Raw genomic sequence first — 23,276 nt, forward strand, 5'->3', positions numbered from 1 at the left:
TAGAAAATTCTTTAAGTTTTTAAAAAGAAGGCTTCAGCTTGTTCACAAAGTCAGCTCGGTTCTGTAAGAGGTAGTACCACATTGCCATAAGTTAATATTTCTAATACCCCAAAACAAAAATATTGTTTTGGGGGTATATTGTTTCTTAGCTTGATGGACATGAGTCTGTACCCTTAGTACAAGGAGTTTATACATAACGAACGTTTTTGATAGGATTATTTATCCTTGTTTTATACGTTTGTTTTTCAATATAAAAATACACATACTGGAAATAATCCTACAGGGTTTTTAATACTCGCTATATCTTCCGTTACCTTTAAACGAAGAGCAGATTCGATACGAAGTTCTGCTTCTACTTCATAAACTTGTATCCAATACATTTGGCTTTGGAGGTCATCATGCAGCAATCGTTTTTAAAAATTCGATTGAATTGACTTTCGCTCGTTTTTTTAAAAATTATCCTTAAGTCCTCAAGAGAAATTTTGGTTAGTACCTTAATGGGTTTTTTAGTAATTAACTACGAAAAAGACCTTTTTTCTTTTATAAGCTATATTAACTAATTTAGTAACAAAACAATAAAGATTCCTTGTCCCCAAGTTTTCTGAAATATACATATTCGTTATATAAGCCCTTTTCCACTCTTATTGGTATTGCACCCAAGCAATAATTTTTCATTATCTTTTATCATCCATATAAACAAGGCTACATTATTCTTCGATTAAGAAAATGACAAAAAAAGATCTAGTGCCAATGACTAGATTCTCTTTTTAATATCTTCTCTTATTGATTCAATGATAGTACCTGATAAGTTTGCTGGAAGAGATGAGCCATCCTCAAAAACCCATGCATTAATTATTTCAAGATCTTCTTTTTTTAAAGTAATGCTATAATCTTTATCATTGTGAGTAAAGTCAGCTGTAACCGATTCTTCACCATTAAACTCGTCATCAATAATCATATTTTTTATTTCATATGGCTTCACGATGTAATCTCCTTTTTAACATTCTTGTATATAGAATTAGCCTTATAGGATTGTTTATTCATTTATTTCATGTCAAACCAAAAAACGAAGGGCTACTTTCAGAAGATGAATCATGTCAATTCCATTAAATTGTAGTTATCATAGTGCAGCATTCATATTTTCTCTCAACCCAAAAACCTTATTTTTGATTGCCTTTAAGTAAAAATCAACCATTAATTTAGGATGAACTAGTTTACCTACATGTTTTTTTCTTTTCTTGATTCACAAAATATGATTAGTCTCATGATCAACTTCACCTAATCCAATTAACAACAGATAGAGATATTTCGTTTATAGTGAACTGTTCTGGGAAAGAAGAATGGAGATTTCAGACTGATGATAAAACTTTTCTAAATATAGGAGGATTAAGGGGAAATCAGAGCATATGCAAAAGGAATCAAGTTACACTGTTAAATGTCCTCTTCCTGGCTTCATATAAAAACAACAATAAAACAAGCGTTTCTTACTGATCAAAGTAAGTAACGCTTGTCTACCAATTCTTACCCACGCACTGATTAGTGGCACTTTTTTTATTCTCTAATTATTTTTAGGATTCCCCATACCCATTATCAAAAAAAGAATCAAATCCCCCATCAAAATCCTCTGTTGCTTCTTCAAATATTTCCTCAATATCAAAACCTTCCAGCATCTCAGTGAATAACATAGTCCCTAAAACACCCACTGCTAATCCACCAACCATTCCAGGTATAGTGTTCCCCATTTGGGAAGAGCGACCATGAGGATGGTTTGCGGAATAAGAGAACGGCTGTGTAAAAGCAAAAGGCTGATCAATAGCTTGCGATATATACTTTCCAAGTAGCTTATGAAGATCGTCTTCTTGCTCAAGAACTTTTTGATTTAAATGAAACTCACGTTTTGCTTCAATTTCCTTGTAGCCGCTTTTACAGTCAACTTCCATCCAGACCCGGATACCTGATTCTTCATTGGCAAACCGCATTTCCACTTCATTTACTTGTCCCATGAATTGTTGTGTGGGAAAGAAAGCAAATTCCTGTCCATATTGATCGAGTTTACCTGAGTCTGCTGTCTCGCGAAATCCTAATTGAGCCATTGCATTAAAAATGGATGTGATAGATTCCTGGGATTGGATGACTAGCCGGTCTACATCTTTGCGGTCGACCCCGCCCTCAATATCAAGATGTGTATCCAGATAGTATGAAACAGTTCCCCTTGAAATAGGTATATTCATAGGTAGGACGTAATGAAAAGGAATGACCTTACGTTCTTTGGGCTGAATACAATCTCGATTAACTAATGGTATATGTGCAACTTCCTTAGTAACGCTTCCTTGTTTTAATACCACATTCATCATCAACCGGACAGTCAATTGATTGATTTTCTGTTCCACCTCACCGCCTTGAATGACTAGCTGCCCTTGAATGCTTTCTCCCGCTTGATAATTATGATTGTCACATTGTAAATCTACAGTTGCAGCTCCTTTTCCTAAGCTTGCTAAGATTTTTTTAAACATACGTCCTCTTCCCTTCGTCAAACCTCTATTAGAATTTATATGTAAAATGGGGCGTAATTAGAAAGAACAAGAACAAGAAATCCATTTGTATTTTATGAGTTTCTAAATTATCCCTGATAGTATTACGTCAAAAAATGAAAATAGTTTCAAATAATTTACCGCAGTTAGTGATCTTCCTTTGATATTGGAGTTCGTCATCTTTTATGATGCTGTTGATGGATTATTAACATTAATTATTGTTAATTTAGGGGGAAAACCAGCAACAATACAGATAACGATTGAGGGAGAGTTCAATTTTCGCTCAAAAAAAAGAATGCCAGGAGCTAACAATTCTTCGCCCTGGCATTTTTATTATTAGGCATAAATCAAATTTATCCTCTCTGGTAAAACAAACCTATTTCACCCCACTCAAATGCATGCGCTTACATTCAACTTCGGAGAAACACTTCTCTCTTTCTCAACAGATCCGTTCATTATTACCTTACTGGGCTAAAGGTATATTCCTATCTAAAATATATAGAAATAACCGACTTCACGTTTTAAGGGATATAAGAACCATATTATAATTTCTCGATTAAGGATTGTAATTCCTCTTGAAGGTTTCCTTTTGAAAAAGCAGAGTGCAGAATTTCATGAACTGTATTTAATGATATTTGTAGTTTTTCTTCACCTAATGTAGTTAAACGTGTGTAAATACCTCTTCGATCATCTTCGCATATTTGCCTTTGTAATACGCCGCAGCTTTTTGCTTCAAGCCTGACTACCAGCCTGGATATAGCACTTTGACTTAATCCTACCATCTCTTGTAATTGTTGTAGCCTCAATTGTTTTTCGCTTGTTTTGGATAAAAAGTAAAGAACGTAAAACTCTTTTAATGAAAGGTTATGATTTTTTTGCAAAGCACTTTCCAGCTCATTCGTAATGCTCATTTGAATATTTGTAATCGAGAGCCAATTATCTAAATACTTCTTATCTTGGTTGTTTTTCATGCACATTCCACCCTGTTCTATCCTTTATAATAAAATTTGGCACTTTAATTTATTATCATAAGGCATATAAATTGTTCTAAAATACTCCATAAAAAATAATTTTACCAAAGCCAGAATTTTTATAGTAAAACTTATTTGAAAAAGTGCGTGCCATATTGGCCGTTTCCATGTAAGTTATTTGGTTCTTCTCATTTTAGACGAGTTTCTTCTTTTTGTCTAAAATTGAGTTAATCCATAAAAAAAGCAGTCAAAATGACTGCTTTTTTCTTTAACGCATCGTAACTGAACAGGACCCTATTTCATTTCCACCCCAGTTAAGTGAAAGCTGGTCTTGATCTGAAAGAGGACCGACGCCACTTGGAGTACCGGTAAAAATTATATCTCCTTTTCCAAGCCCAAAATGCTCTGCTGTAAATTCTATAATGGTTTGCAAATCAAAAAGTAAGTCTTTAATATTCCCGACTTGTACACGCTCTCCATTTTTTAAAAGGGAAAAATCTAATTGTTCACATGCTTCGACACCTGGAAACGGAATAAAATCACTAACAACTGCCGAATTTTTGAATCCTTTAGCCAAAAGCCAAGGATGCTGTTTTTGTTTTAACTGTGATTGAACATCTCTAAGTGTCAGGTCCAACCCAATGGCCATGGAATCTACTATTTCATCTACTTTCATTCCTGGTCCGAACTGTTTTGCGATATGTATGACAAGTTCAGTTTCAAAGTGAACGGAACCCTGATTACTCGGCAACGTAATTGACTGACCGTTTGCTTCCACGAGCGAATGAGTTGGTTTTGAAAATAAAAAAGGGGAAGTTGGTATTTCATTATTCAACTCTTTTGCATGCAAAGCATAGTTTCGACCTACGCAAAAAATATTTTTAATGTCTTTCATCATAAAACTCACTCTTTTCTTTTAAGAAATCAATATTTAAATGATAGTGGAACAATTTGAAAACCTTACTCATGGCATAAGAAGAAGCCCTCCGATTTAAGTACATTTTATATTTTTCTGACTTTTTATACAATGATTAATATAATTTCATGTTCGAATGACGTTAGGGCGGTCCAGATTTTAACATGTGGATAAAATACGAAGTCTTAATGCCCTATGATTGGTGAAGAAGAATACATCCACATAATTATTTTTTATTTTGACAAAAAAAGAGCCAACAAAAATTGTTGGCTCCTTGATTTAAAAAGTAGAAGCTAAATCTTTTGAACGTGCTATAGCATTTTCTTTAATTTCTTGTGCTTTATCAGGCATTGCTGCATGTCCTTCAATGAATAAACCTTCAAAGGAAGGCACTCCGAAGAATTGCATGATGATATTTAGATATCGGTGACCCATTTCCATTTCAGCTGCCGGTCCTTCTGAATAAATACCACCGCGAGCTTGAATATGCAAGGCTTTTTTATCAGTTAAAAGACCAACTGGGCCTTGTTCGGTGTATTTAAATGATTTACCTGCAACAGCTACGGAATCAATATACGCTTTCAAAACTGGCGGGAATGAAAAGTTCCATAAAGGCGATACAAATATATATTTATCGGCAGCTATGAATTGCTCACATAATTCTGAGAGCCGACTAACTTTCGCTTTCTCCTCCGACGAGAGTTCTTCAAAACCCTTTCCAGCTTGAAGTTTCCCCCAACCACTGAAAACATCCACATCAATTTCAGGAATATTTTCTTTATAAAGGTCAATATTCACAATTTCATGGCTAGGATTTACTTCTTTATATGTGTCAATAAATGCTTTTCCAACGGCCATACTGTAAGATTGTTTGTCATCATGAGGATGGGCCGTGATATACAATACCTTTGTCATTCAGTATCTTCCCTTTCTTTTTACATATTTGAACATTCTAGTTTGTCTAGGGAATTCAACCTTTATACAATTACTCGAACTAAAATACTTTAATTGATGGGTATAAAATTAAGTCCGTAAGATAGAAATTCGTTTTCAAGGGCAGTAAGGTATAAATCTTCTTTCAATTTGTGAGAAAGGATGTGATTTTGGATATGATAAAATAAGACAATCTGGTTCCACTTTAGGAGGACTAAGAAAATGACGAATTCAATAAAATTTGATCTCCACACTCACCATGAACGCTGTGGACATGCTATCGGCACAATTGAGGATTATGTAAAGCAAGCCATCGAATACGGCTTGCATTATATTGGGATTTCTGATCATTCTCCATATTTTTATAGTGAGGACGACCATCTCTATCCAACTATTGCAATGGCAAAAAGTGAACTTGTCCCTTACATTGAGGAAGTACTTCGCTTAAAAGAGAAATATGCAGGCAAAATTCACGTATTATTAGGAATGGAAAGTGATTTCTTCCCTGATCACATTGAAGTCTACCGTGATCAATATCTTTTACACCCCTTTGACTACATAATTGGATCTGTTCATTATGTGCAGGATATTAGCATTTTTAAAAGAGGGCGTTGGAATGGCTTAAGCTCTAGAGAACAGGCAAAAGTAAAGGATGAATATTATGAATTAATACAGAAATCGGCTAAAAGCGGAGTGTTCCAAATCTTAGGCCATATTGATGCAATGAAAGGTTTTTATCCAGCCTTTTCTTCCATTGAGACAGACAGTATTGAAAAAACGCTAAAAATCATTAGTTCAGAAGATATCGCCATTGAGATTAATACCTCTGGTAAAACGAAAGATTGTGGTGGGTGGTATCCAGCAGATGACATTTTAGAACGAGCTCTTTTCTATGATGTGAAGGTAACCTTTGGATCAGATTCGCATACACCGGAACGTATTGGCGATGAATTTGAACTAGTTAAAAAAAGACTAAAGGAGATCGGCTTTTCTGAGTGGGCTTACTTTGTTAAAAAGGAAAGGATTCTCACTCCACTTTAACCTTTCAGTCATTAGAACAGGTCCGATCATTAGAGCGTCCTGTAACCATGTGGAATGAACATTTTCAATCCTTTTGCTACTAAGAAGGCCAAAGTCCAAAAATTCATTCGTGTACAGGGGTAGCTACTGAATCCTGTTACATCCCTTAACTGATCAATGAATCGGTACCATTTTTTTTTATGGGCATAAAATAATCATTATGCATTCTGTCATAAAAATCATCACGATTGCTTACAAGTTTTTCCCCGTTCATTTCAATGAATTCCAGTCATCGACCTATTTTTTGCATAAAATAAAAGTATTTAGGGAATTAATAACTAACCATTTGTTTATCTTATAAAAAGGAGTTGATTTTGGGATGATTGATAACCCATTGTATAAAGAGAATGACGAAACCCTTGTAGAGTCCGTTGAAGGTGATATCAACTCTTCTATAGGACGATCCGAAGCCCCTCCAAAAGCCCAGTCGAAAGATCCTGAATTCGATCTTTTTGGCACAGTATTAAATGGGTATCTTTAATTTATACTTCCTTATTGAATAAAGCTTGTTTCAACACCTAAAACATTATAAATTTTTAAAAAGAAGAGCACATATTAGTCACGTATAATATGTGCTTCCTTTTATTAAATTCAAGCGCCCTTTTCGCTCATGATATTCCTTTGCTCTTCCTTGTTCTTTTGGAATTGACACTTCTCCAATTTTATCAATTGAGTTAACTATCGACATTTTTTAAACTGCCTGCCCCTTTATTAACATAAGAAAAAAGGTTGCATCAGCAACCTTCCTTTGAAGTAAGCCCTCTCATTCATGAAATAGCTGAAGCTGGTCCGTTTTAGTTCCCCGAGTTCGCCTCGTTAACCGGCTTTTGTACTTGTACCTTTTCCCCTATTTCAATGGATAGCAAATCCTTCCCTACTAACACAGTTCCTTTATATGTTTTTTTTGTTCTTTCTAGCAAATCAGCTTTTTCTTCTGTTAATCCTCCCAATAATACTATATGTGAGTATACAGCAAGTTTTGGTTGTATTTGGCTAAAGACTTTACCTGCTTCCTCCGGTGTAGTGTGAAGATCAAGTATATTGGCGATTGATTCTGATTCATTATCAGGTTTTGCCGCTGCAACCTCATGAATCACCACATCAGCACCTTTGGAAAATTTTATAAGATTTTCATTATAGCGGGTGTCACCTGAGATCACTACTGAATGTCCTTTGTAATTAACCCGATAACCGAAAGCCGGCTCTATTGATTTATGGTCAACCTTGAAGGCTATTACTTCAATTCCCTTTTTGTTATAGACAATCCCCTCCTTGATATCATTTGCGACAATACTTGCTCCTTCAACGTTCCCATTTCCAGAGTCATCCCTTGCATCCAAATCGGCTTTATATGCTTTATTCATATGTACCATCATTTTCTCGGTTCCATTAGGTCCCCAAATCTTAAATGGTTGCTCTCTTTTCCCTCCTGTTGGTAAGGAACCTGTAAGCCATACGTCCGGTATGCCGATTGTATGATCCGAATGCAAATGCGTAAGGTATAACTTATCAACACTGCCTGGTAACATATTCGCTTTATATAATTGTAAAGCGGTTCCGCGTCCAGCATCAAAGAGGAGTTTTTCATTACCAACTTCTACAAGAGTAGCTGGACCGGAGCGGGATGTACTTAAAAGTGGAGAGCCTGTACCTAATAGGGTTACTTTAAAATCTGTTTGCTGGACCGCTGTTTGGCCAAATGAAGGAAGAAATAATGATAATGATAAAATTATGGTCACTACCAACAAAAAACCAAACGAAATATTCCTTATTCTTTTCTTCATAATAAAAACCTCCTGTCAGATTATTTGACTTTACACAAGGTAAACCCAATTGTTTCTAATATAAAACGTTGTTTCGAAAACAAATGCGCAAACTAAATATTACAATATTTATAATATTCAGTCAATAATAAGCAAAATAAAACATGTATGCTGTTTTAAGTTTCCATCCAGACAACAGGACTCAATTTGGGAAAGACGCGGAAATAATCTTAGTGAATATTGGATGAATCGTTCATACTAAATAAAAAATAACTATTAAGAAGGAGTTTATATGCCAAAAGAAAAAAATAATCCAGCTCAGCCAAAAAGTTTGGTTAGTCGATTAAACGACGTGATGGAAGTGGATACAGATGTCAATGAAGATCCTAATCGAGAAAAATTATTGGATGAATCCGTTGATGCTTTTCTAAAATCGAAAGAAGGACAGGAATATTAGGGGCGGAATTGTGGTCGCTATTGTCTTGTTTTAAAGCTTTTTTATATTTTTCCCACTTCAAACGGGCCCCTCATGAAGCTATTGAGCGGCCCGTTTTATACATTATCCTTGCAACATAACACTGAATTATAATGATTTAATGCACAAAACTCCCCATTAGTCGAAAATGACGATATAATGTTAGTGGTTTGATAGTATTCGAAAAAAGGAGGTCGTTTCCATGAATATTTTAATTTTGGGTGCAACTGGACGAGTTGGAGGTCAATTAGTTATTCATGGTCTGCAAGACAATCATCATGTTACCGTTTTAGTTCGCACTCCAGAGAAGATTGCTATAAACAATGCCAATTTAACCATCATTCAAGGTAATGTTTTAAATAAAGATGATATCGTACGTGCCATGCATGGAATTGATGTAGTTATTAGTGCACTTAATACTGATGGGACAACGACTTTATCAGCAAGTATGCCACTAATTATCGAAGCTATGAAAAACGAAGGTATACAACGAATTATAACCATTGGAACGGCAGGTATCCTCCAAAGTAGAACAACCCCAAATTCTCTGCGTTATCAGACAAGTGAATCAAAGCAGAAGTCTACCCGTGCAGCGAAAGAACATCATGAAGTTTTCGATTTGCTTAAACAATCAACACTTCAATGGACAATTGTCTGTCCTACGTATTTGCCGGATGGAAAGAGAGTTGGTATATATCGTATAGAAGGCGACTTTTTGCCGGAGGATGGTATTGAAATATCCGTTCCGGATACAGCAGAATTTGCATTTAGCCAAATAAAAAGTAACAATTTTTTAAAAGCACGTGTAGGTATCGCCTACTAAAAATTCCAATATGCATGAATCCCCTTCGATTAAATCGTATAGAAAGCCGGTCAATTTTCTTCGTCAATGAACACAGTCAGGTGAACCATTGCCAGGAATATTTTCCGGTCTTTTGGGCGAAGATTTTGCCAGTACCATTGTGCTATATTTCCTCTCCGAAAATAGCCACATTCTGCCGGTCAGGAGCAAATGCTTTCCCGTTCCACTTCAATACAGTCTGTACAAATCCCAGTGAGTCGGCATTGTACCTCCCTGCGATCCTCTGATACGCTTCGAGCTCATATATGCCATCCCTATTGAAATCAACCGGATATAAAGCAGATAAAGGATTGACCCATCCTTCAATCGGCACCTTCAATATACCATCCTTGTTATAAATTTCAGATAAATATTCCTGATCCTTATAAGTCAGGTCAAGAATGTACCTTTCTTTTAGGTAATGACTGTTCACCTTTACTTTGTATTGGTTTTCATAATGAACATCGTATTGAAAGGATTCATTGAATGAATCTGAATTAAAAATGGTCATGAGTTGACCGTTAAGGTAGGAAAAAACATACGTATAAATGGAACCCCCGCTTCCTCCTGTATCAATGACCACTAATATGTCATCCCCCTCATTACCTGTAAAATCACCAAGAAAAAGGGTCGGATTATATCCTGCGTCATTTTTCATGGGAACTTGTTCATATTGATTAGTCCTCCCATTTTGGATAACCAAAGTTATATTCCTCCAAAAGGGACTATCAGGGGTTTTAATTGCGGTAAGAAAAACATTGTCATTTGTCCCGTCCCCATCAATATCTCCCTGTTTTGAGGTCACTATGACTGTTCTGCTGGAGTTCATTTGTCTTGAAAGAACGGTTTGGAGGTTCAATTGCATGTCTACCAGTTCCTGTTTGGAAGGATAAGGATTCTGAAACGACAAGGCGTTATCTATCGTTTGCAGTGCTTCATTTGTTAATCCTGCCCTACTTTGGGTCTCAGCCAAACAGTACCAATAATAGGGATGATTCGTTTCTTGTATTTTTGTGTAATAGTAATGAATCGCATTTCTGATGTCATACATATCCAACTTCATCACACCTGCCTCTTTATTATCCATATAGAATTATATGCAGGAATTTTGTGAATAGCCTTGAGTGCATATCTATGTCCTTTTCAAACATAGCGCCATAATTATCAATGATCTCGGGCATAATACTTTTTTATTAACATATTCGCTTGCATATATTTATGTAATTTGCTATTATAACTGACGAACGTTCGTTAAATTATGAGGTGATATTATTGAAAAGTAATGAAATTAAGGAAGCCGCTCTAAAATATTTCACGATTCATGGTTATGAAGGAGCTTCGCTTTCTCAAATAGCTGAAGAAGTCGGCATGAAAAAGCAATCCATTTACGCTCATTTTAAAGGCAAGGATGATCTTTTCCTGCAAGTTTTACGTGATGCGAAAGAGACGGAGCTATCGTCGAAACTCCAATATTTCAGTAAAGTTGATTCAAAAAATCCTGAAAAAGACTTATACGGATTCCTTCAATTGGTCATCGACCTTTTCCAAAAAAATGAGCATATAAAGTTTTGGCTGCGTATGTCCTTTTTTCCGCCAGCGCATCTTGAAAAAGAAATCGGGCAGGAAGTGATAGATATCGAGGAAAAGGTGCAGGCGATCCTGGAATGTAAATTCCATGATTGGATCGATGCCAAATTAATCGTCGAAGATGAAGCCATAACGCCGACCTATGCATTCTTGGGAGTCGTGGATTCCATTTTGCTTGAGCTTGTATACGGCAATGATGAGAAAAGGCTGAAGGATAAATTAACTGCCTCCTGGAAAGTGTTTTGGAGGGGTATTTCACAAAAATGATTCACAAAGAAAGTGGTGTTAACACATGAATAAACCAATTAAAGATCAAAAGGCGGTATTAATTATTCTTCTAAGCAATATATTCATTGCTTTTCTGGGAATAGGACTCATCATCCCCGTTATGCCGTCATTTATGAATATCATGCATTTATCCGGAAGCACGATGGGCTATCTGGTTGCCGTATTTGCGGTTTCACAGCTTGTCATGTCTCCATTCGCAGGTCGTTGGGTTGACCGTTACGGCAGAAAGAAAATCATCATCATCGGCTTATTCCTTTTTGGTGTTTCGGAACTAATCTTCGGTGTAGGGACAAACGTGTCGGTGTTTTATTTATCAAGGATCCTTGGCGGAATCAGTGCCGCCTTTATCATGCCAGGTGTTACTGCATATGTTGCGGACATTACATCCGTTCAAGAAAGGCCTAAAGCAATGGGCTATATTTCAGCCGCCATTAGCTTGGGCTTTATAATAGGACCAGGAATCGGTGGCTTTGTTGCAGAATATGGTATACGCTTGCCCTTCTTCCTTGCGGCGGGCATTGCTTTTATAGCTTGCCTTTCATCAATGTTCATTTTAAAAGAACCGATGACAAAGGAACAGCTTGCAAAAGTTTCTGCTAATACAAAGCAAACGAACTTTATCGGCGATTTAAAAAAATCTCTGAATCCGCTTTACTTTATTGCGTTCATCATTGTATTTGTACTCGCTTTTGGTTTGTCAGCCTATGAAACGGTTTTTAGCCTATTTTCTGATCATAAATTCGGCTTCACGCCGAAGGATATTGCCATTATCATTACAATAAGCTCTATTTTCGGAGTTGTTGTGCAAGTATTCATGTTTGGAAAGCTGGTAGATATACTCGGCGAAAAGAAGCTTATCCAATTATGTTTAATCGTCGGGGCCATTTTTGCGGTAGCATCCACTATGATTTCCAGCTTTTTGGCAGTACTAGTGGTAACTTGCTTCATATTCCTTGCATTTGACCTGCTTCGTCCGGCATTGACGACATTTTTATCAAAAGCTGCCGGGAAAGAACAAGGATTCGTTGCTGGAATGAACTCCACCTATACGAGCTTAGGGAATATCGCCGGGCCATCCATGGGAGGATTGCTTTTTGACGTAAACATCCACTACCCTTATCTTTTCGCTGCTGTCATTATCGTCATTGGCCTTGGCATTACAGTCATTTGGAAAGAAAACCGATTGACAGAAAGCTTAGCGAAATAATGAAAGTCCCGGATTGTTAATCGTATCTTTCCTTTCTATCTGGCAAATTCTCAAACTTGAAAAATGATATTCTACTAAAAAACCCCCCTTGTCCATATTTGGGCAAGGGGGGTTTTTAGTTATCTTTTGAGAACGGGATTATTACTCCCATTTTGCTCACGATAACCGCTCCAAATTGATTTTGAATGTATACCGATCAGCCCGGTAGACAGATCTGACAACCGCAACTGGTTGATTGGTTTCAAGGGTACTTCTTCGTTCTATCAGCAATACAGGGGAACCTTCAGCTATCCCGAGCATTTCCGCCTCTTTTTTTTGAGCGATGGCGGCTTCAATTACCTGTCTGCCATGCTTGATTTTTAAGCCGAACTTTTTTTCAACATAATCATGAATGGCACTTACAGCTATTTCTTCCGTAAGGTCCAGGGCATGATTTTTAGGGATGTATAGCTTTTCATATGCCATCGGCAACCGATCAGCAAGCCTTACACGTTCCAGTTCGAAAATAGCAGTACCTGCTTCAACCTCAAGATTTGCAGCAAGTTCATTATCTGCCTTGACCTCCGTAAAACTGATAACTCGCGTACTTGGTTTAAGTCCTCTTGAAATCATATCCTCTGTAAATTTAGTCAGACCTTGCAAGGGCGGCTCCGATTTTTGTTCGGCAACGAATGTTCCTTTTCCGCGCTGCCTGTATAAATAACCGCCATTCACGAGGTTAGAAATGGCCTGTCTCACCGTCATCCTGCTTATGCCATATTTTTCAGTGTATTCTTTTTCTGAAGGAATCATCTCTCCTGGCACCAATTCAAGACTTTGAATCGCTCCTTTAATCTCCTCTTCAAGTTGATGATAAATGGGACTCGGAGAATTCTTTTGGATCATTCAGCTTACATCTTCCTTTCATCGTGATGTATATTCTTACAAGGCATCCTGATCGGAAACATCTCAAGCTAAAATTTAAGTTCGTTGATTTTATCCATTTTATTAGGCCCACATTTAGGTATCCAAATTCCTTTTTGTGAATTTCAGTACCGATTCCCTTGAACGTTCAATTTCGTTTTTATTTTCATTATAGTATTTAGAAACATACGCATAGAAAATAATGCTGACCGTTAGAAATTGGGCAAAAAGCGAACTTGTTGCAGCACTTCGGAATTTAGCCTCCGGTGCACGTACATGATTTAGTGACATATCAACTTTTTTAGTTAGTCCATTGTTCCCCAATCGCGATAAACCAATTGTTTTAATGCCATATGCTTTAGCAATATCAACGAGTTCCAGAATTTCTTCAGTTTCGCCACTATTGGAAATACAGAAAAAAACGGTATTCTTTGATGATGCAGCAAGTGCAGTGGCCGTAATATGCGGGTCTTGATTGGCACTTACAATCTTTCCTAACCGTAACCATTTCTGAGTAATATCTTCAGCAACGAGCCATGATGCCCCTAAACCATAGACATAAATCACATCTGCACTCCTCATGGTTTCAATGATATTGTCAAGAACGGCCTCATCCAAATAATGTGCCGTTTCTTGTATGGCCTGGACGGAGTTGGACACTATTTTATTTTTAATCGATGCTATTGTTTCATTAGGCTCAATGTCATGGAAACCTTTTTTCTCCGGCTGGGAAATCAGGGAGGATAGGGATACCTTCAGTTCTGAAAAACTATTAACTTTTATGGAATGACAGAACCTCGTTACTGCCGAACTGCTGGCATTGGCATGGTCAGCCAATTCATGTATCGTCATTCTCACTATATCTTTTGGATTTTCTAAAATATATTGTGCAATTTTCTTTTCTGATTTGGGCAGTTGGTTCAATAAACTTTCAATTCTCAATATAATATTTTCGCCGTGCATATGATTTACTCTCCTTGATCTTTACTTACTTTAAATGCTTCATTGCTATGTAGTAACAACCCAAGGTAGCTGATACGTCTTCTAAAACAAATTTCACATTTGGGTTTTCAAGTTTAATATGATTGATGAATGAGCTTTGCACCAATGGTACATTAGTCAATATGCTACCTTTTAATGCAATTGTAACATTCTTACACAACTTTAACTTCTTGATAACCTCAAGCGTTTGTTTTGCAAGGTGGTACCCGGCCTGATTCAGAATATTTTGCGAGAAGCCATCACCCTTCTCCGCATGTTGGACTATTAGGGGAACAAACGCGGCAATCTCGGATTTCGTGGCAGAATAAATGAATTTCTTCAGTTCCATTACACTAAGATAGCCAAGTTTTTTCAGTATCGACTCGGTTAAATGGCTATATTCATACCCCTCATCCTCTTCTTTCGTCATTCTTATAAAAGCCTGCATGGCGATCCAATAGCCACTTCCTTCATCCCCAAGAATGTGTCCCCATCCACCAGCCGATTTCTCGATTCCTTCATGGATGCCGATACTTACAGATCCCGTTCCGGATATGGTCAAAATGCCATCATTTCCTTTTAGCAAAGCAGCATGAGCGATAATTGCATCATTTACAATGGTGAACGGGGCCTTAAATGCCTTGCTTAATGCACTTTTTATGCCCTGCGGATTTTCAACTCCTCCATACCCGGCTAATCCTAAACAAATGTATAGGCAGCTGCCATCATCAATAGGAGTCATGCTTTGTTCAATTGCCTGTATAATGTTAGCGGTGGCTTGTTTTTCATTAATAAGCAGGTTTCCAAACCCCGCTCTGCCTTCACTAATTTTATTACCATCCATATCATAAACCACTGCTTCAGTTTTGGTCCCTCCGCCGTCAACACCGATAATATAATTCATGTCATTCTCCTATTCAGTAAAAAAGGAAGGAATATCACCGTTCCTTCCCTGATCCATTAATATTGAATTGGAATTTCCCCCATGGTTCCAAATAATCGAGGAGAAAAATTTCCTCTTCTGCTATTCGGCCAACTACATTCGTTTTCCCCGAATTCTTCATTTCCTTCAATGCAATCTGCAATTCCCCTTTATATTGTCCATAGAGCTCGTTTTCAATTAATATATCACCGCGTCTAATATCAGGCGTATATGTTGGTTTAAATTCTTCGCTCTTATATTTCACGCGTGATTGAGTCGAGCGAATCAGATAATCGGAAACATCTCCACGGTAAAAATGGAATTCTTCCAATACTATTTTATTCTCCAAAGCTGTTATGGTTTCGTGTAGGTTAACATTAAATGTTAACAGACCGCTGTTTAACAAGCTAAGCTGTTTCAATTCATCTTCAGATGCGTAAGCATTTGCTATGATTACATCATCAATCAATCCTGTAGCATACAAATGTTTCGCTTGTGTTGTAATCGGTAATTCCCGGTGCATTTCCAATGTACATAATCCTTCCATTATAGGCCAAGGTCCGTACGTTGCTGCATGTGAGCTGATGAAAGCTGCCGTGCGGATATTATGCTTTTTGAATGACTCACAGCATATAATGAAATGTGGATAGCTCAATCCTGCATAGCGATGGGGATAGAAGTTGTGCGATCCAACTAAATTTTCTATATTTGGTTTGTAATCCATGATATTTTCTAGATACTTCGTTGCATTACTCATGTTTATTTCAATTTTTAGACCATATGGATTATGTGTCATGATCGACTCTTCGTTGCCTGTAAAACCCATGTCCAGCCTGATTCCATACGCACCTAATTCTGCAAAAAATGATAAATCATTATACGAAATGCCTAGTGAACCGAATACTCGGGGAGCAATATCGACCATCACTTCCATATTCAATTGATTGGCATAATGAATCGTTTCTTTAAAATCTTTTAAAATCTTCTCTTTATCTCCTTCGACAGAAAGCAAGCAAGTAAAGATCTTTTTGAAGCCATATTTGTGTGCAAGTGCAATGTATTCCATGTCTTTTTCAACGGTTGAATGCTCTGGATAGATAGATATACCGAGTTTACCCATTTTTAATCACCTCTTTACTGTTGTGGGGCTAGCTTTTTTACTATGCGAATCATGTGTTCTATTAGTTTTTGTTCGCTCATTGCAGTCATCAAGTGATCTTGAGCATGAATCATCAATAAAGTTTTCTCACTTGGAACTCCATTCAATTCTGCTTGAATGAGCTTGGTTTGTGTCTTATGGGCCATGTTCAATTCTTCCTGGCCTTGTTTAATTAGTTCCTCTGCCTTTTCAAAATTAAATTCTTCCGCTTCTTTCAGTGCTTCGAATGCTAATCCTCTTGCATTTCCACTATGTGATATTATTTCAAAAATCTCCATTTCGTTATTGTTCAGTTCAGTTGACATATCATTACACTCCCATTTTATGTTAGATTATGAAGGTTCATTGGATTACTGTAATCCAGATTCACTGCTTAAAACACCATTCACTTGATGTTCGGAACAGCACTTTCACTGAAGAATCGCGGTAAGTATTCTTCATGCGCTTTTAAAAGTTTTTGTAAAACCATTTCCGCCAGGTCATCACTTGGGATGAGCGGGTTGATGGTTAAAGCCAATAACGCTTTATCATAAGAACCTGTAACGGCTGCCTCAGCACCAATTCTCTCAAATGATTTGATTTGTTGAATCAAGCCATGCACTTGTACGGGTAATTTACCCATAGCCAAAGGAATTGGTCCATTCTTGGTGACAATACAGCTTACTTCGACTGCTGAATCATAATCAATATCAGTAAGCGATCCTTTGTTTTGTACATTTAGCACTTGAATGTCTTTTTTATCATTATAAATAGAAGAAATGACGTTACATGCTGCATCACTATAGTAAGCTCCACCGCGCTGCTCTAGTTGTGGAGGCTTGATGTCAAGGGTTTCATCCTTGTATAGGTCAAATAAACCTTCTTCTAATTTTTTCACAATTTCAGCTCGGGTTTTCCCTGATTTGAATGCTTCCAACTCTTCTTCTAAAATCGTTTTTGTTTTGTAATAATACCGATGGTACGGGCAAGGCACCACTCCTAAAGATTTCAAAAACCTTCTGTTCCAAGCCAATGGGGCAATATTCTTCATCGTCAGCTGAACTTCAGGATTGCCAAGCATTTCAAGCACTTTATCTGTTACTTCTTGATCATCAACGAACACATGCATCCCGAATACCATGTGGTTTAAACCGGCGAAATCTATGTGCACTCTCTTCATATCGACACCAAGCATGCTAGAAATAGACATATGCATATTAAATGGAACATTGCATACTCCAATGACTTTTTTATGTTTACTGTAGCGGAGCAGGGCTTCCGTTACCATCCCCGCTGGATTTGTGAAGTTAATTAACCATGCATCAGGGCAGAGCTCCTCCATTTCTTCTGCAATTTCCAGAAGTATGGGTATCGTTCGTAATGCCTTGGACAATCCTCCTGCTCCATTTGTTTCTTGACCAATTAATCCTAATTCCAAAGGGATCCTCTCGTCCTTGATTCGTGCATCAAGTAAACCCACTCTCATTTGAGTTGTGACAAAATCAGCATCTTGCAAGGCTTGACGGCGGTCTAACGTTAGATGTATTTCCATTGGAAGTCCTGCTTTTTCAACCATCCGTTTTGCCAAGGTTCCTACAATCTCCAGTTTTTCTTTTCCTGCCTCAATATCCACTAACCACAGTTCCCTAATAGGTAACTCATCATATCGTTTTATAAATCCCTCTATTAATTCTGGCGTATAACTGGAGCCTCCACCGATTGTGGCAATCTTCAGCCCTTTTTTCATTTCCATTTCCCCAACACCTCATCGTAAGCTAATCTGGATTCTTCATTCATTTATAGATTATTGCATAACAAACCAGTGCACTTACCGCTAATAAAGACAAGAATAATAGTGTAACTTGTTTCTTGTTTTTAAACTTACCTTCAACAAAACAAACAACCATCGTCAATCCTGCGCTTATGGCAAAGGTATTTCCTAAGTACAGTGATAATTGTTTATTCATCTCAAAGGCATCCATTAATCTGTTAAAGATAAAATTAAAAACAAGAATGAAGCCAAAAAATAGAAAGGCACTTTTGTAACTAAAAAAGTGAATTCTGGATGTTGAATTCATGTCCTTTCCCCCTCTCAATTTATAAAAGGAGTTTGGAGCATTAGTCCCAAACTCCCTTTTAGGTATTCCTTATAAAGCGATATTTTTATTATCCGTGGTTTCTACCATGTTTTCCTGTGCTAAAAGCTTTTTATCGTACATCTTAAAGAATGGCAGATATATAAGGACCGAAATGGTTAAATTCACCATCACAAGAACAATGGCTCTCCAATCACCGCCCGTTGAAAGGTAGGCACCTATTGGAGCGGGCAATGTCCAGGGAACCATTACATATGTCGGGTTCACAAGGCCGATGGACGTTGCTATATATGCAAGTGTTGCTCCAATCAGCGGTGTAATGATGAATGGAATAATCAGTACCGGGTTCAGTACAATCGGCATCCCAAAGATAACAGGTTCATTGATGTTAAAAAGGCTCGGCACAATTGTTGCTTTCCCCATTGCTTTACTATAGCTGGACTTCGCAGTTAAGAGCATGGCTATTACTAATCCCAATGTTGCACCAGATCCACCAATCCAAATAAACCATTGGAAGAATGTTTCAGGTGCTATGTGGGGAATTGCCTTTCCAGCTGCAACTGCTGCCGAGTTATTCCCCAAGTATACTTCCCATACCGGACGAGCTACGGCACCTACTACCGATACGCCGTGAATACCAAATGACCAGAAGAATGTAATCAAAAATACTGGAATTAATACACCTGGCAATGTATCGCCAGCACTGATGAGTGGTGCAACCGCTTTATCAACAAGTGAATGTAAATCAACAGCAAAAACGACTGTAATTAAAGTCATGACAAGCAGGACAATTGAAACTGGAATTAATGCTTCAAATGAACGGGCTACTGAAGTTGGAACAGAATCCGGCATTTTAATCGTGATATTTTTTGTTTTACAAAAACGTAGAATTTCAACAGCAAAAATGGATACAAGCATTCCTACAAAAAGGCCATGGCCTCCGAGATTTGTCATTGGCAAAACAAACCCCACATCATCCATCATCTCTACACCAATTGTGAACAAGAAGGCTGCCAATGATAGTAAACCTCCAGATAGCGGATCAAGTTTATAGCTTTGAGATAAGCTGTAGCCTATACCAAAAGTAATATATAGCGTCATGATAAACATCGTTAATCGATATGGAATTAAAATTTCAGCTATATGTTTTGCAGACCATTCACCTAATGCAGTATCTGCTGCAACGGGCGGAAATGCAATGATCAAGAATAAACTGCCAAAGATGATGAATGGTAACGCGGAAACCACACCATCCCGAATTGCGCGTAAATGCTTTTGCTCAGACAATTTAGCCATAGGTGTTGAAAGATTATTTTCTAAAAAAGCTACAAACTTGTCCATTCGTGTTTTCCCCTTTTACGTTTAGTGAAAAGAAATAGTAATTAGTTATTATTTTGCTAGTTCCGTTACCAGTTTTAATAGTTTAGGTCCGCCAAGAGGGCTGTAAGCTTGGGCTGGAATGGCTTCACATGGGACGCCCGCTTCATCTGCAGAAGCCTTAAAACCATCGAAACGATGTTTGACTTGCGGAGCTACCATTGCAACATCCCAGCCATTTCGTACTTCTGCATCGAATTCTTGTGTGCCGACCGCCAATACTTCTATGTTTATACCCTGTTTTTCCCCTTCTTTTTTTAAAGCGCTTACAACGATTGCACTGGACATTCCACCTGAACATACGAATAATACCTTCATTATTTGTTCCTCCAATTTTTTAATTTTTTTATAAAAAGCGTTAAATCGTTTTTCTTATGAATCCTTGTGCCTTCACTAAACGATTTGAGGCTTCTTCATATGATACATTCGTTAATATCATGACAATTGCAATTTTAGGCTGGGCATGTGCCTTTTCTAAAAATTCATCTGCAATTTCATAGCTACAGTCAGTAGCATCCATGATAATACGTTTTGCACGTTCAACCAGCTTTTCATTCGTTAACTGTAAATCTACCATTAAATTCCCATAAACCTTTCCAACTCCAACCATTGAGGCGGTGGAAAGCATATTGCATACTAACTTTTGCGATGTTCCAGCTTTTAAACGTGTAGAACCCGTCAGGACTTCAGGCCCATTTACAACTTCAATCGCAACTTTTGCAATCTTACCTATTTCGGAACCTTTGTTACAGCTTATCGACACAGTTCCTGCACCAACTTGATTGGCATATTCCAATCCAGCAATAACATATGGAGTGCGTCCACTAGCTGCAATGCCCACTACGACGTCCCTGTTTGTCAATTCGATTTTTTTCAAATCTTCTGGACCTAATTCAAAACTGTCTTCAGCACCTTCAACCGCCTTAATGAAAGCCTTTTCCCCACCAGCTATGAGACCCACTACTTCACTCGGATCGGTATTGAATGTTGGGGGACATTCTACTGCATCCAATAAACCGATGCGCCCGCTTGTTCCCGCACCCATGTAAATTAATCTGCCGTTTTTATTCATGGCTTCAACGATCATGTCCACAGCTTTAGAAATTTGCGGAAGTTCTTTTTTTACACAATGGGCAACTTTAATGTCTTCTTCGTTCATCACTTCTAAAAATTCAAGAGTTCCCATTTCATCTAAACTCATGGTCTTTTCATTGCGACTCTCTGTCGTTAAATGCTCTAGCATACATATCATCCTTTTTTATTTCAGTGGTGAAAGTGGTGAAACTTTATTAGCTAAAGAGACTATATCACTATTAAAAATTAATTTCAATATTGTGTATACATTTTTAAAAATTAATTTTAAAATAAAAGTAAGATAACTAATGATTGTTATCTTTCTGCTAAAAATTAAAAGTGAACCGAGTGGCCATTTCGTGAACCAAACCTACGATTCTTTTTATTGTTGGATTTTATCTCAGTTTTCATAGGTGATAAATACATATATTCATTATTTGTTAACGCTTACAAATAATTAAATATAAATATTAGTAATGAAATGAGGTTGTACTATTGATGCATGAAAGAATTACAAAGAAAAAATTCGGTTCATTGGCACTAGCCGCTTTGGTGGGAGGATCACTTCTCCTTCCAGCTGATTTGCTTGTAAATGCAGAATCAGGGACAATCCCGCAAGCAACTACTTATGTAAAACAGGAACTGCGGGCAACTTGGATTGCAAGTGTGTTAAATATTGACTGGCCGTCCAAACCTGGTTTATCCATATCAGCACAGAAAGAAGAATTCATAAAATATTTGGATGAACAAAAAGCGATGGGGATGAATGCTGTCGTTATGCAAATCAAACCCACTGCGGATGCTTTTTATCCTTCTGAATACGGTCTATGGTCAAAATATTTAACAGGGGTCCAAGGAAAAGATCCTGGGTATGACCCTCTTGCATTCATGGTAGAAGCGGCACATGAGCGTAATATGGAGTTCCATGCGTGGTTTAATCCGTACCGCGTTACGATGCCTTTAGGTAAAACAGCTGAAATAGCGGATATTGATAATCTTCCAGAATCTCATCCTGCTAGAAAGCATCCGGATTGGGTCATACCATATGGACAGCAATTGTACTTTGACCCAGGCATTCCTGGCGTACAACGGTTTGTGATCAATGGAATATTGGAAGTTGTTAAGAATTATGATATCGATGCAGTCCATATGGACGATTATTTCTATCCTTACAAGATTGCAGGAGTACCTTTCCCAGATGATATTTCCTATCAAAAATATGGAGCAGATAGATTTACAAATGTTGAAGATTGGCGCAGGGATAATGTAAATAACCTTGTTAAGAATATAAACGAAGAAATCAAGGCAGAAAAATCATATGTGAAGTTTGGTATAAGTCCATTTGGAGTTTGGCGCAACAAAGCAGTTGATCCCACAGGATCTGACACTGCCGCTGGACAAACGAATTATGATGATTTATATGCAGATACCCGAACATGGATCAATAATGGATACATTGATTATATTGCCCCTCAATTATATTGGAATATAGGATTGCCAGTAGCTGACTATGCCAAACTTCTGGATTGGTGGACAAAAGAAGTCGCAGGTAAAAATGTTCAACTCTATATCGGACAGGGAGACTATAAAATTAATACAGAGTCCAATGGTGTGCAAAACTGGTTCAACCCTGAAGAAATGCCAAACCAGTTAAAACTGAATCGAACATATAAGGAATTTGATGGAAGCATGCATTTCAGTGCCAAGGATTTACGGAAAAACCCCCTTGGGATAGCGAATCGCTTAAGCGAGGATATTTATAAGCATCCCGCATTGGTTCCAGCCATGCCTTGGATTGATGATCATGCACCAAAGGCCCCAAAGGTGAGCAAGGCCACACAATCAGGAGATGGGATACAATTCGAAATTCAAGATCATAAGCAATCAGATGCAACCTATTATGCCATTTATCGTTTTGATGGGAAGAAAAAAGGAAACATTGAAGATTCAACGAACTTACTTGCCACAGTGCATAAAGAAAATACAAGTCAATTGTTTAATGACGGCAGTGTAGAAAAAGGAAAGACTTACACATATGTTGTGACAGCATTGGACCGCACCCACAATGAAAGCAAACAAACTAAACAGATTGATATAAAAATAAAATGACCTTCAAGAAATAGCATTATAGTTTAAAAGGCGCTTCTCAGTGAACAATGGAAGTAAAGCATCCATAAACAATATATTGGAAAA

The 23,276-nt window shown here is 37.5% G+C and carries 24 protein-coding genes; 7 read left to right on the forward strand and 17 right to left on the reverse strand.

Annotation, left to right across the window (positions count from 1 at the left end):
* Window positions 1-754: 754 nt before the first annotated feature.
* From MKX49_RS13405 to MKX49_RS13425, 5 genes are all read right to left on the reverse strand, one after another.
* On the reverse strand, window positions 755-982 hold the full coding sequence (locus MKX49_RS13405; protein ID WP_202316435.1) for a hypothetical protein: 228 nt from the start codon (window positions 980-982) through the stop codon (window positions 755-757).
* A gap of 586 nt (window positions 983-1,568) precedes the next feature.
* Complete coding sequence (locus MKX49_RS13410; protein WP_340876730.1) at window positions 1,569-2,513, reverse strand: sporulation protein; 945 nt, start codon at window positions 2,511-2,513, stop codon at window positions 1,569-1,571.
* A gap of 560 nt (window positions 2,514-3,073) precedes the next feature.
* On the reverse strand, window positions 3,074-3,502 hold the full coding sequence (locus MKX49_RS13415; RefSeq protein WP_340876732.1) for a MarR family winged helix-turn-helix transcriptional regulator: 429 nt from the start codon (window positions 3,500-3,502) through the stop codon (window positions 3,074-3,076).
* A 268-nt stretch (window positions 3,503-3,770) separates the two neighbouring features.
* Window positions 3,771-4,397 (reverse strand): fumarylacetoacetate hydrolase family protein, encoded by a 627-nt coding sequence (locus MKX49_RS13420; RefSeq protein WP_340878542.1) that lies wholly within the window; start codon window positions 4,395-4,397, stop codon window positions 3,771-3,773.
* A 300-nt stretch (window positions 4,398-4,697) separates the two neighbouring features.
* Window positions 4,698-5,333 carry an FMN-dependent NADH-azoreductase gene (locus MKX49_RS13425; protein WP_098937171.1) on the reverse strand — a complete coding sequence of 212 codons (636 nt, stop codon included), beginning with the start codon at window positions 5,331-5,333 and terminating at the stop codon, window positions 4,698-4,700.
* A 240-nt stretch (window positions 5,334-5,573) separates the two neighbouring features.
* On the opposite strand from MKX49_RS13425, the gene MKX49_RS13430 reads away from it, so the two are divergent.
* Window positions 5,574-6,392: a histidinol-phosphatase gene (locus MKX49_RS13430; RefSeq protein WP_340876735.1), complete on the forward strand. Its 819-nt coding sequence runs from the start codon at window positions 5,574-5,576 to the stop codon at window positions 6,390-6,392.
* Between the two features lie 358 nt (window positions 6,393-6,750).
* Window positions 6,751-6,912: a hypothetical protein gene (locus MKX49_RS13435; RefSeq protein ID WP_340876736.1), complete on the forward strand. Its 162-nt coding sequence runs from the start codon at window positions 6,751-6,753 to the stop codon at window positions 6,910-6,912.
* 313 nt (window positions 6,913-7,225) lie between these two features.
* Here the strand turns inward: MKX49_RS13435 and MKX49_RS13440 are convergent, their stop codons facing one another.
* Entirely contained in the window at window positions 7,226-8,215 is a 990-nt protein-coding gene (locus MKX49_RS13440; protein ID WP_340876737.1) for an MBL fold metallo-hydrolase, read from the reverse strand.
* 271 nt (window positions 8,216-8,486) lie between these two features.
* Between MKX49_RS13440 and MKX49_RS13445 the strand changes: the two genes are divergently transcribed.
* Both MKX49_RS13445 and MKX49_RS13450 read left to right on the forward strand, forming a co-directional pair.
* Window positions 8,487-8,651 (forward strand): hypothetical protein, encoded by a 165-nt coding sequence (locus MKX49_RS13445; RefSeq protein WP_323597597.1) that lies wholly within the window; start codon window positions 8,487-8,489, stop codon window positions 8,649-8,651.
* Between the two features lie 220 nt (window positions 8,652-8,871).
* On the forward strand, window positions 8,872-9,492 hold the full coding sequence (locus tag MKX49_RS13450; RefSeq protein ID WP_340876739.1) for an NAD(P)-dependent oxidoreductase: 621 nt from the start codon (window positions 8,872-8,874) through the stop codon (window positions 9,490-9,492).
* 142 nt (window positions 9,493-9,634) lie between these two features.
* Here MKX49_RS13450 and MKX49_RS13455 read toward each other — a convergent pair whose 3' ends face one another.
* Complete coding sequence (locus tag MKX49_RS13455; RefSeq protein WP_340878543.1) at window positions 9,635-10,375, reverse strand: VCBS repeat-containing protein; 741 nt, start codon at window positions 10,373-10,375, stop codon at window positions 9,635-9,637.
* Between the two features lie 407 nt (window positions 10,376-10,782).
* Here MKX49_RS13455 and MKX49_RS13460 point away from each other — a divergent pair, with 407 nt between their 5' ends.
* Together MKX49_RS13460 and MKX49_RS13465 are read left to right on the forward strand one after the other, a co-directional pair.
* Window positions 10,783-11,364: a TetR/AcrR family transcriptional regulator gene (locus tag MKX49_RS13460; protein ID WP_323597601.1), complete on the forward strand. Its 582-nt coding sequence runs from the start codon at window positions 10,783-10,785 to the stop codon at window positions 11,362-11,364.
* A 25-nt stretch (window positions 11,365-11,389) separates the two neighbouring features.
* Window positions 11,390-12,592, forward strand: coding sequence for an MFS transporter (locus MKX49_RS13465; protein ID WP_063593921.1), 1,203 nt, complete (start codon window positions 11,390-11,392; stop codon window positions 12,590-12,592).
* 156 nt (window positions 12,593-12,748) lie between these two features.
* Here the strand turns inward: MKX49_RS13465 and MKX49_RS13470 are convergent, their stop codons facing one another.
* From MKX49_RS13470 to murQ, 10 genes are all read right to left on the reverse strand, one after another.
* Entirely contained in the window at window positions 12,749-13,477 is a 729-nt protein-coding gene (locus MKX49_RS13470; RefSeq protein ID WP_340876741.1) for a GntR family transcriptional regulator, read from the reverse strand.
* A 114-nt stretch (window positions 13,478-13,591) separates the two neighbouring features.
* Window positions 13,592-14,458 (reverse strand): MurR/RpiR family transcriptional regulator, encoded by an 867-nt coding sequence (locus MKX49_RS13475; protein ID WP_048683641.1) that lies wholly within the window; start codon window positions 14,456-14,458, stop codon window positions 13,592-13,594.
* A 25-nt stretch (window positions 14,459-14,483) separates the two neighbouring features.
* Entirely contained in the window at window positions 14,484-15,380 is an 897-nt protein-coding gene (locus MKX49_RS13480) for an N-acetylglucosamine kinase (RefSeq protein ID WP_340876743.1), read from the reverse strand.
* A 34-nt stretch (window positions 15,381-15,414) separates the two neighbouring features.
* A complete protein-coding gene (locus MKX49_RS13485; protein ID WP_340876744.1) occupies window positions 15,415-16,518 on the reverse strand; it encodes a DUF871 domain-containing protein in 1,104 nt (367 codons plus the stop codon).
* Window positions 16,519-16,532: 14 nt separating this feature from the next.
* Window positions 16,533-16,862, reverse strand: a complete 330-nt coding sequence (locus MKX49_RS13490) for a PTS lactose/cellobiose transporter subunit IIA (RefSeq protein ID WP_034307713.1) — start codon at window positions 16,860-16,862, stop codon at window positions 16,533-16,535.
* Window positions 16,863-16,942: 80 nt separating this feature from the next.
* The gene (locus MKX49_RS13495; protein WP_340876745.1) at window positions 16,943-18,289 is read right to left on the reverse strand and encodes a 6-phospho-beta-glucosidase; all 1,347 of its coding nucleotides are present in this window, start codon (window positions 18,287-18,289) and stop codon (window positions 16,943-16,945) included.
* Between the two features lie 40 nt (window positions 18,290-18,329).
* Window positions 18,330-18,614, reverse strand: coding sequence for a hypothetical protein (locus MKX49_RS13500; RefSeq protein WP_340876747.1), 285 nt, complete (start codon window positions 18,612-18,614; stop codon window positions 18,330-18,332).
* Between the two features lie 69 nt (window positions 18,615-18,683).
* Complete coding sequence (locus MKX49_RS13505) at window positions 18,684-19,973, reverse strand: PTS sugar transporter subunit IIC (RefSeq protein WP_048683650.1); 1,290 nt, start codon at window positions 19,971-19,973, stop codon at window positions 18,684-18,686.
* A 48-nt stretch (window positions 19,974-20,021) separates the two neighbouring features.
* Entirely contained in the window at window positions 20,022-20,327 is a 306-nt protein-coding gene (locus tag MKX49_RS13510) for a PTS sugar transporter subunit IIB (protein WP_034307721.1), read from the reverse strand.
* Window positions 20,328-20,367: 40 nt separating this feature from the next.
* Window positions 20,368-21,252 carry an N-acetylmuramic acid 6-phosphate etherase gene (gene murQ, locus MKX49_RS13515; protein WP_063575832.1) on the reverse strand — a complete coding sequence of 295 codons (885 nt, stop codon included), beginning with the start codon at window positions 21,250-21,252 and terminating at the stop codon, window positions 20,368-20,370.
* 329 nt (window positions 21,253-21,581) lie between these two features.
* Between murQ and MKX49_RS13520 the strand changes: the two genes are divergently transcribed.
* The gene (locus MKX49_RS13520; protein WP_340878545.1) at window positions 21,582-23,192 is read left to right on the forward strand and encodes a glycoside hydrolase family 10 protein; all 1,611 of its coding nucleotides are present in this window, start codon (window positions 21,582-21,584) and stop codon (window positions 23,190-23,192) included.
* The last annotated feature ends 84 nt before the right edge of the window (window positions 23,193-23,276 follow it).

Source organism: Peribacillus sp. FSL M8-0224 (assembly GCF_038003055.1).
Lineage (GTDB): Bacteria > Bacillota > Bacilli > Bacillales > DSM-1321 > Peribacillus > Peribacillus frigoritolerans.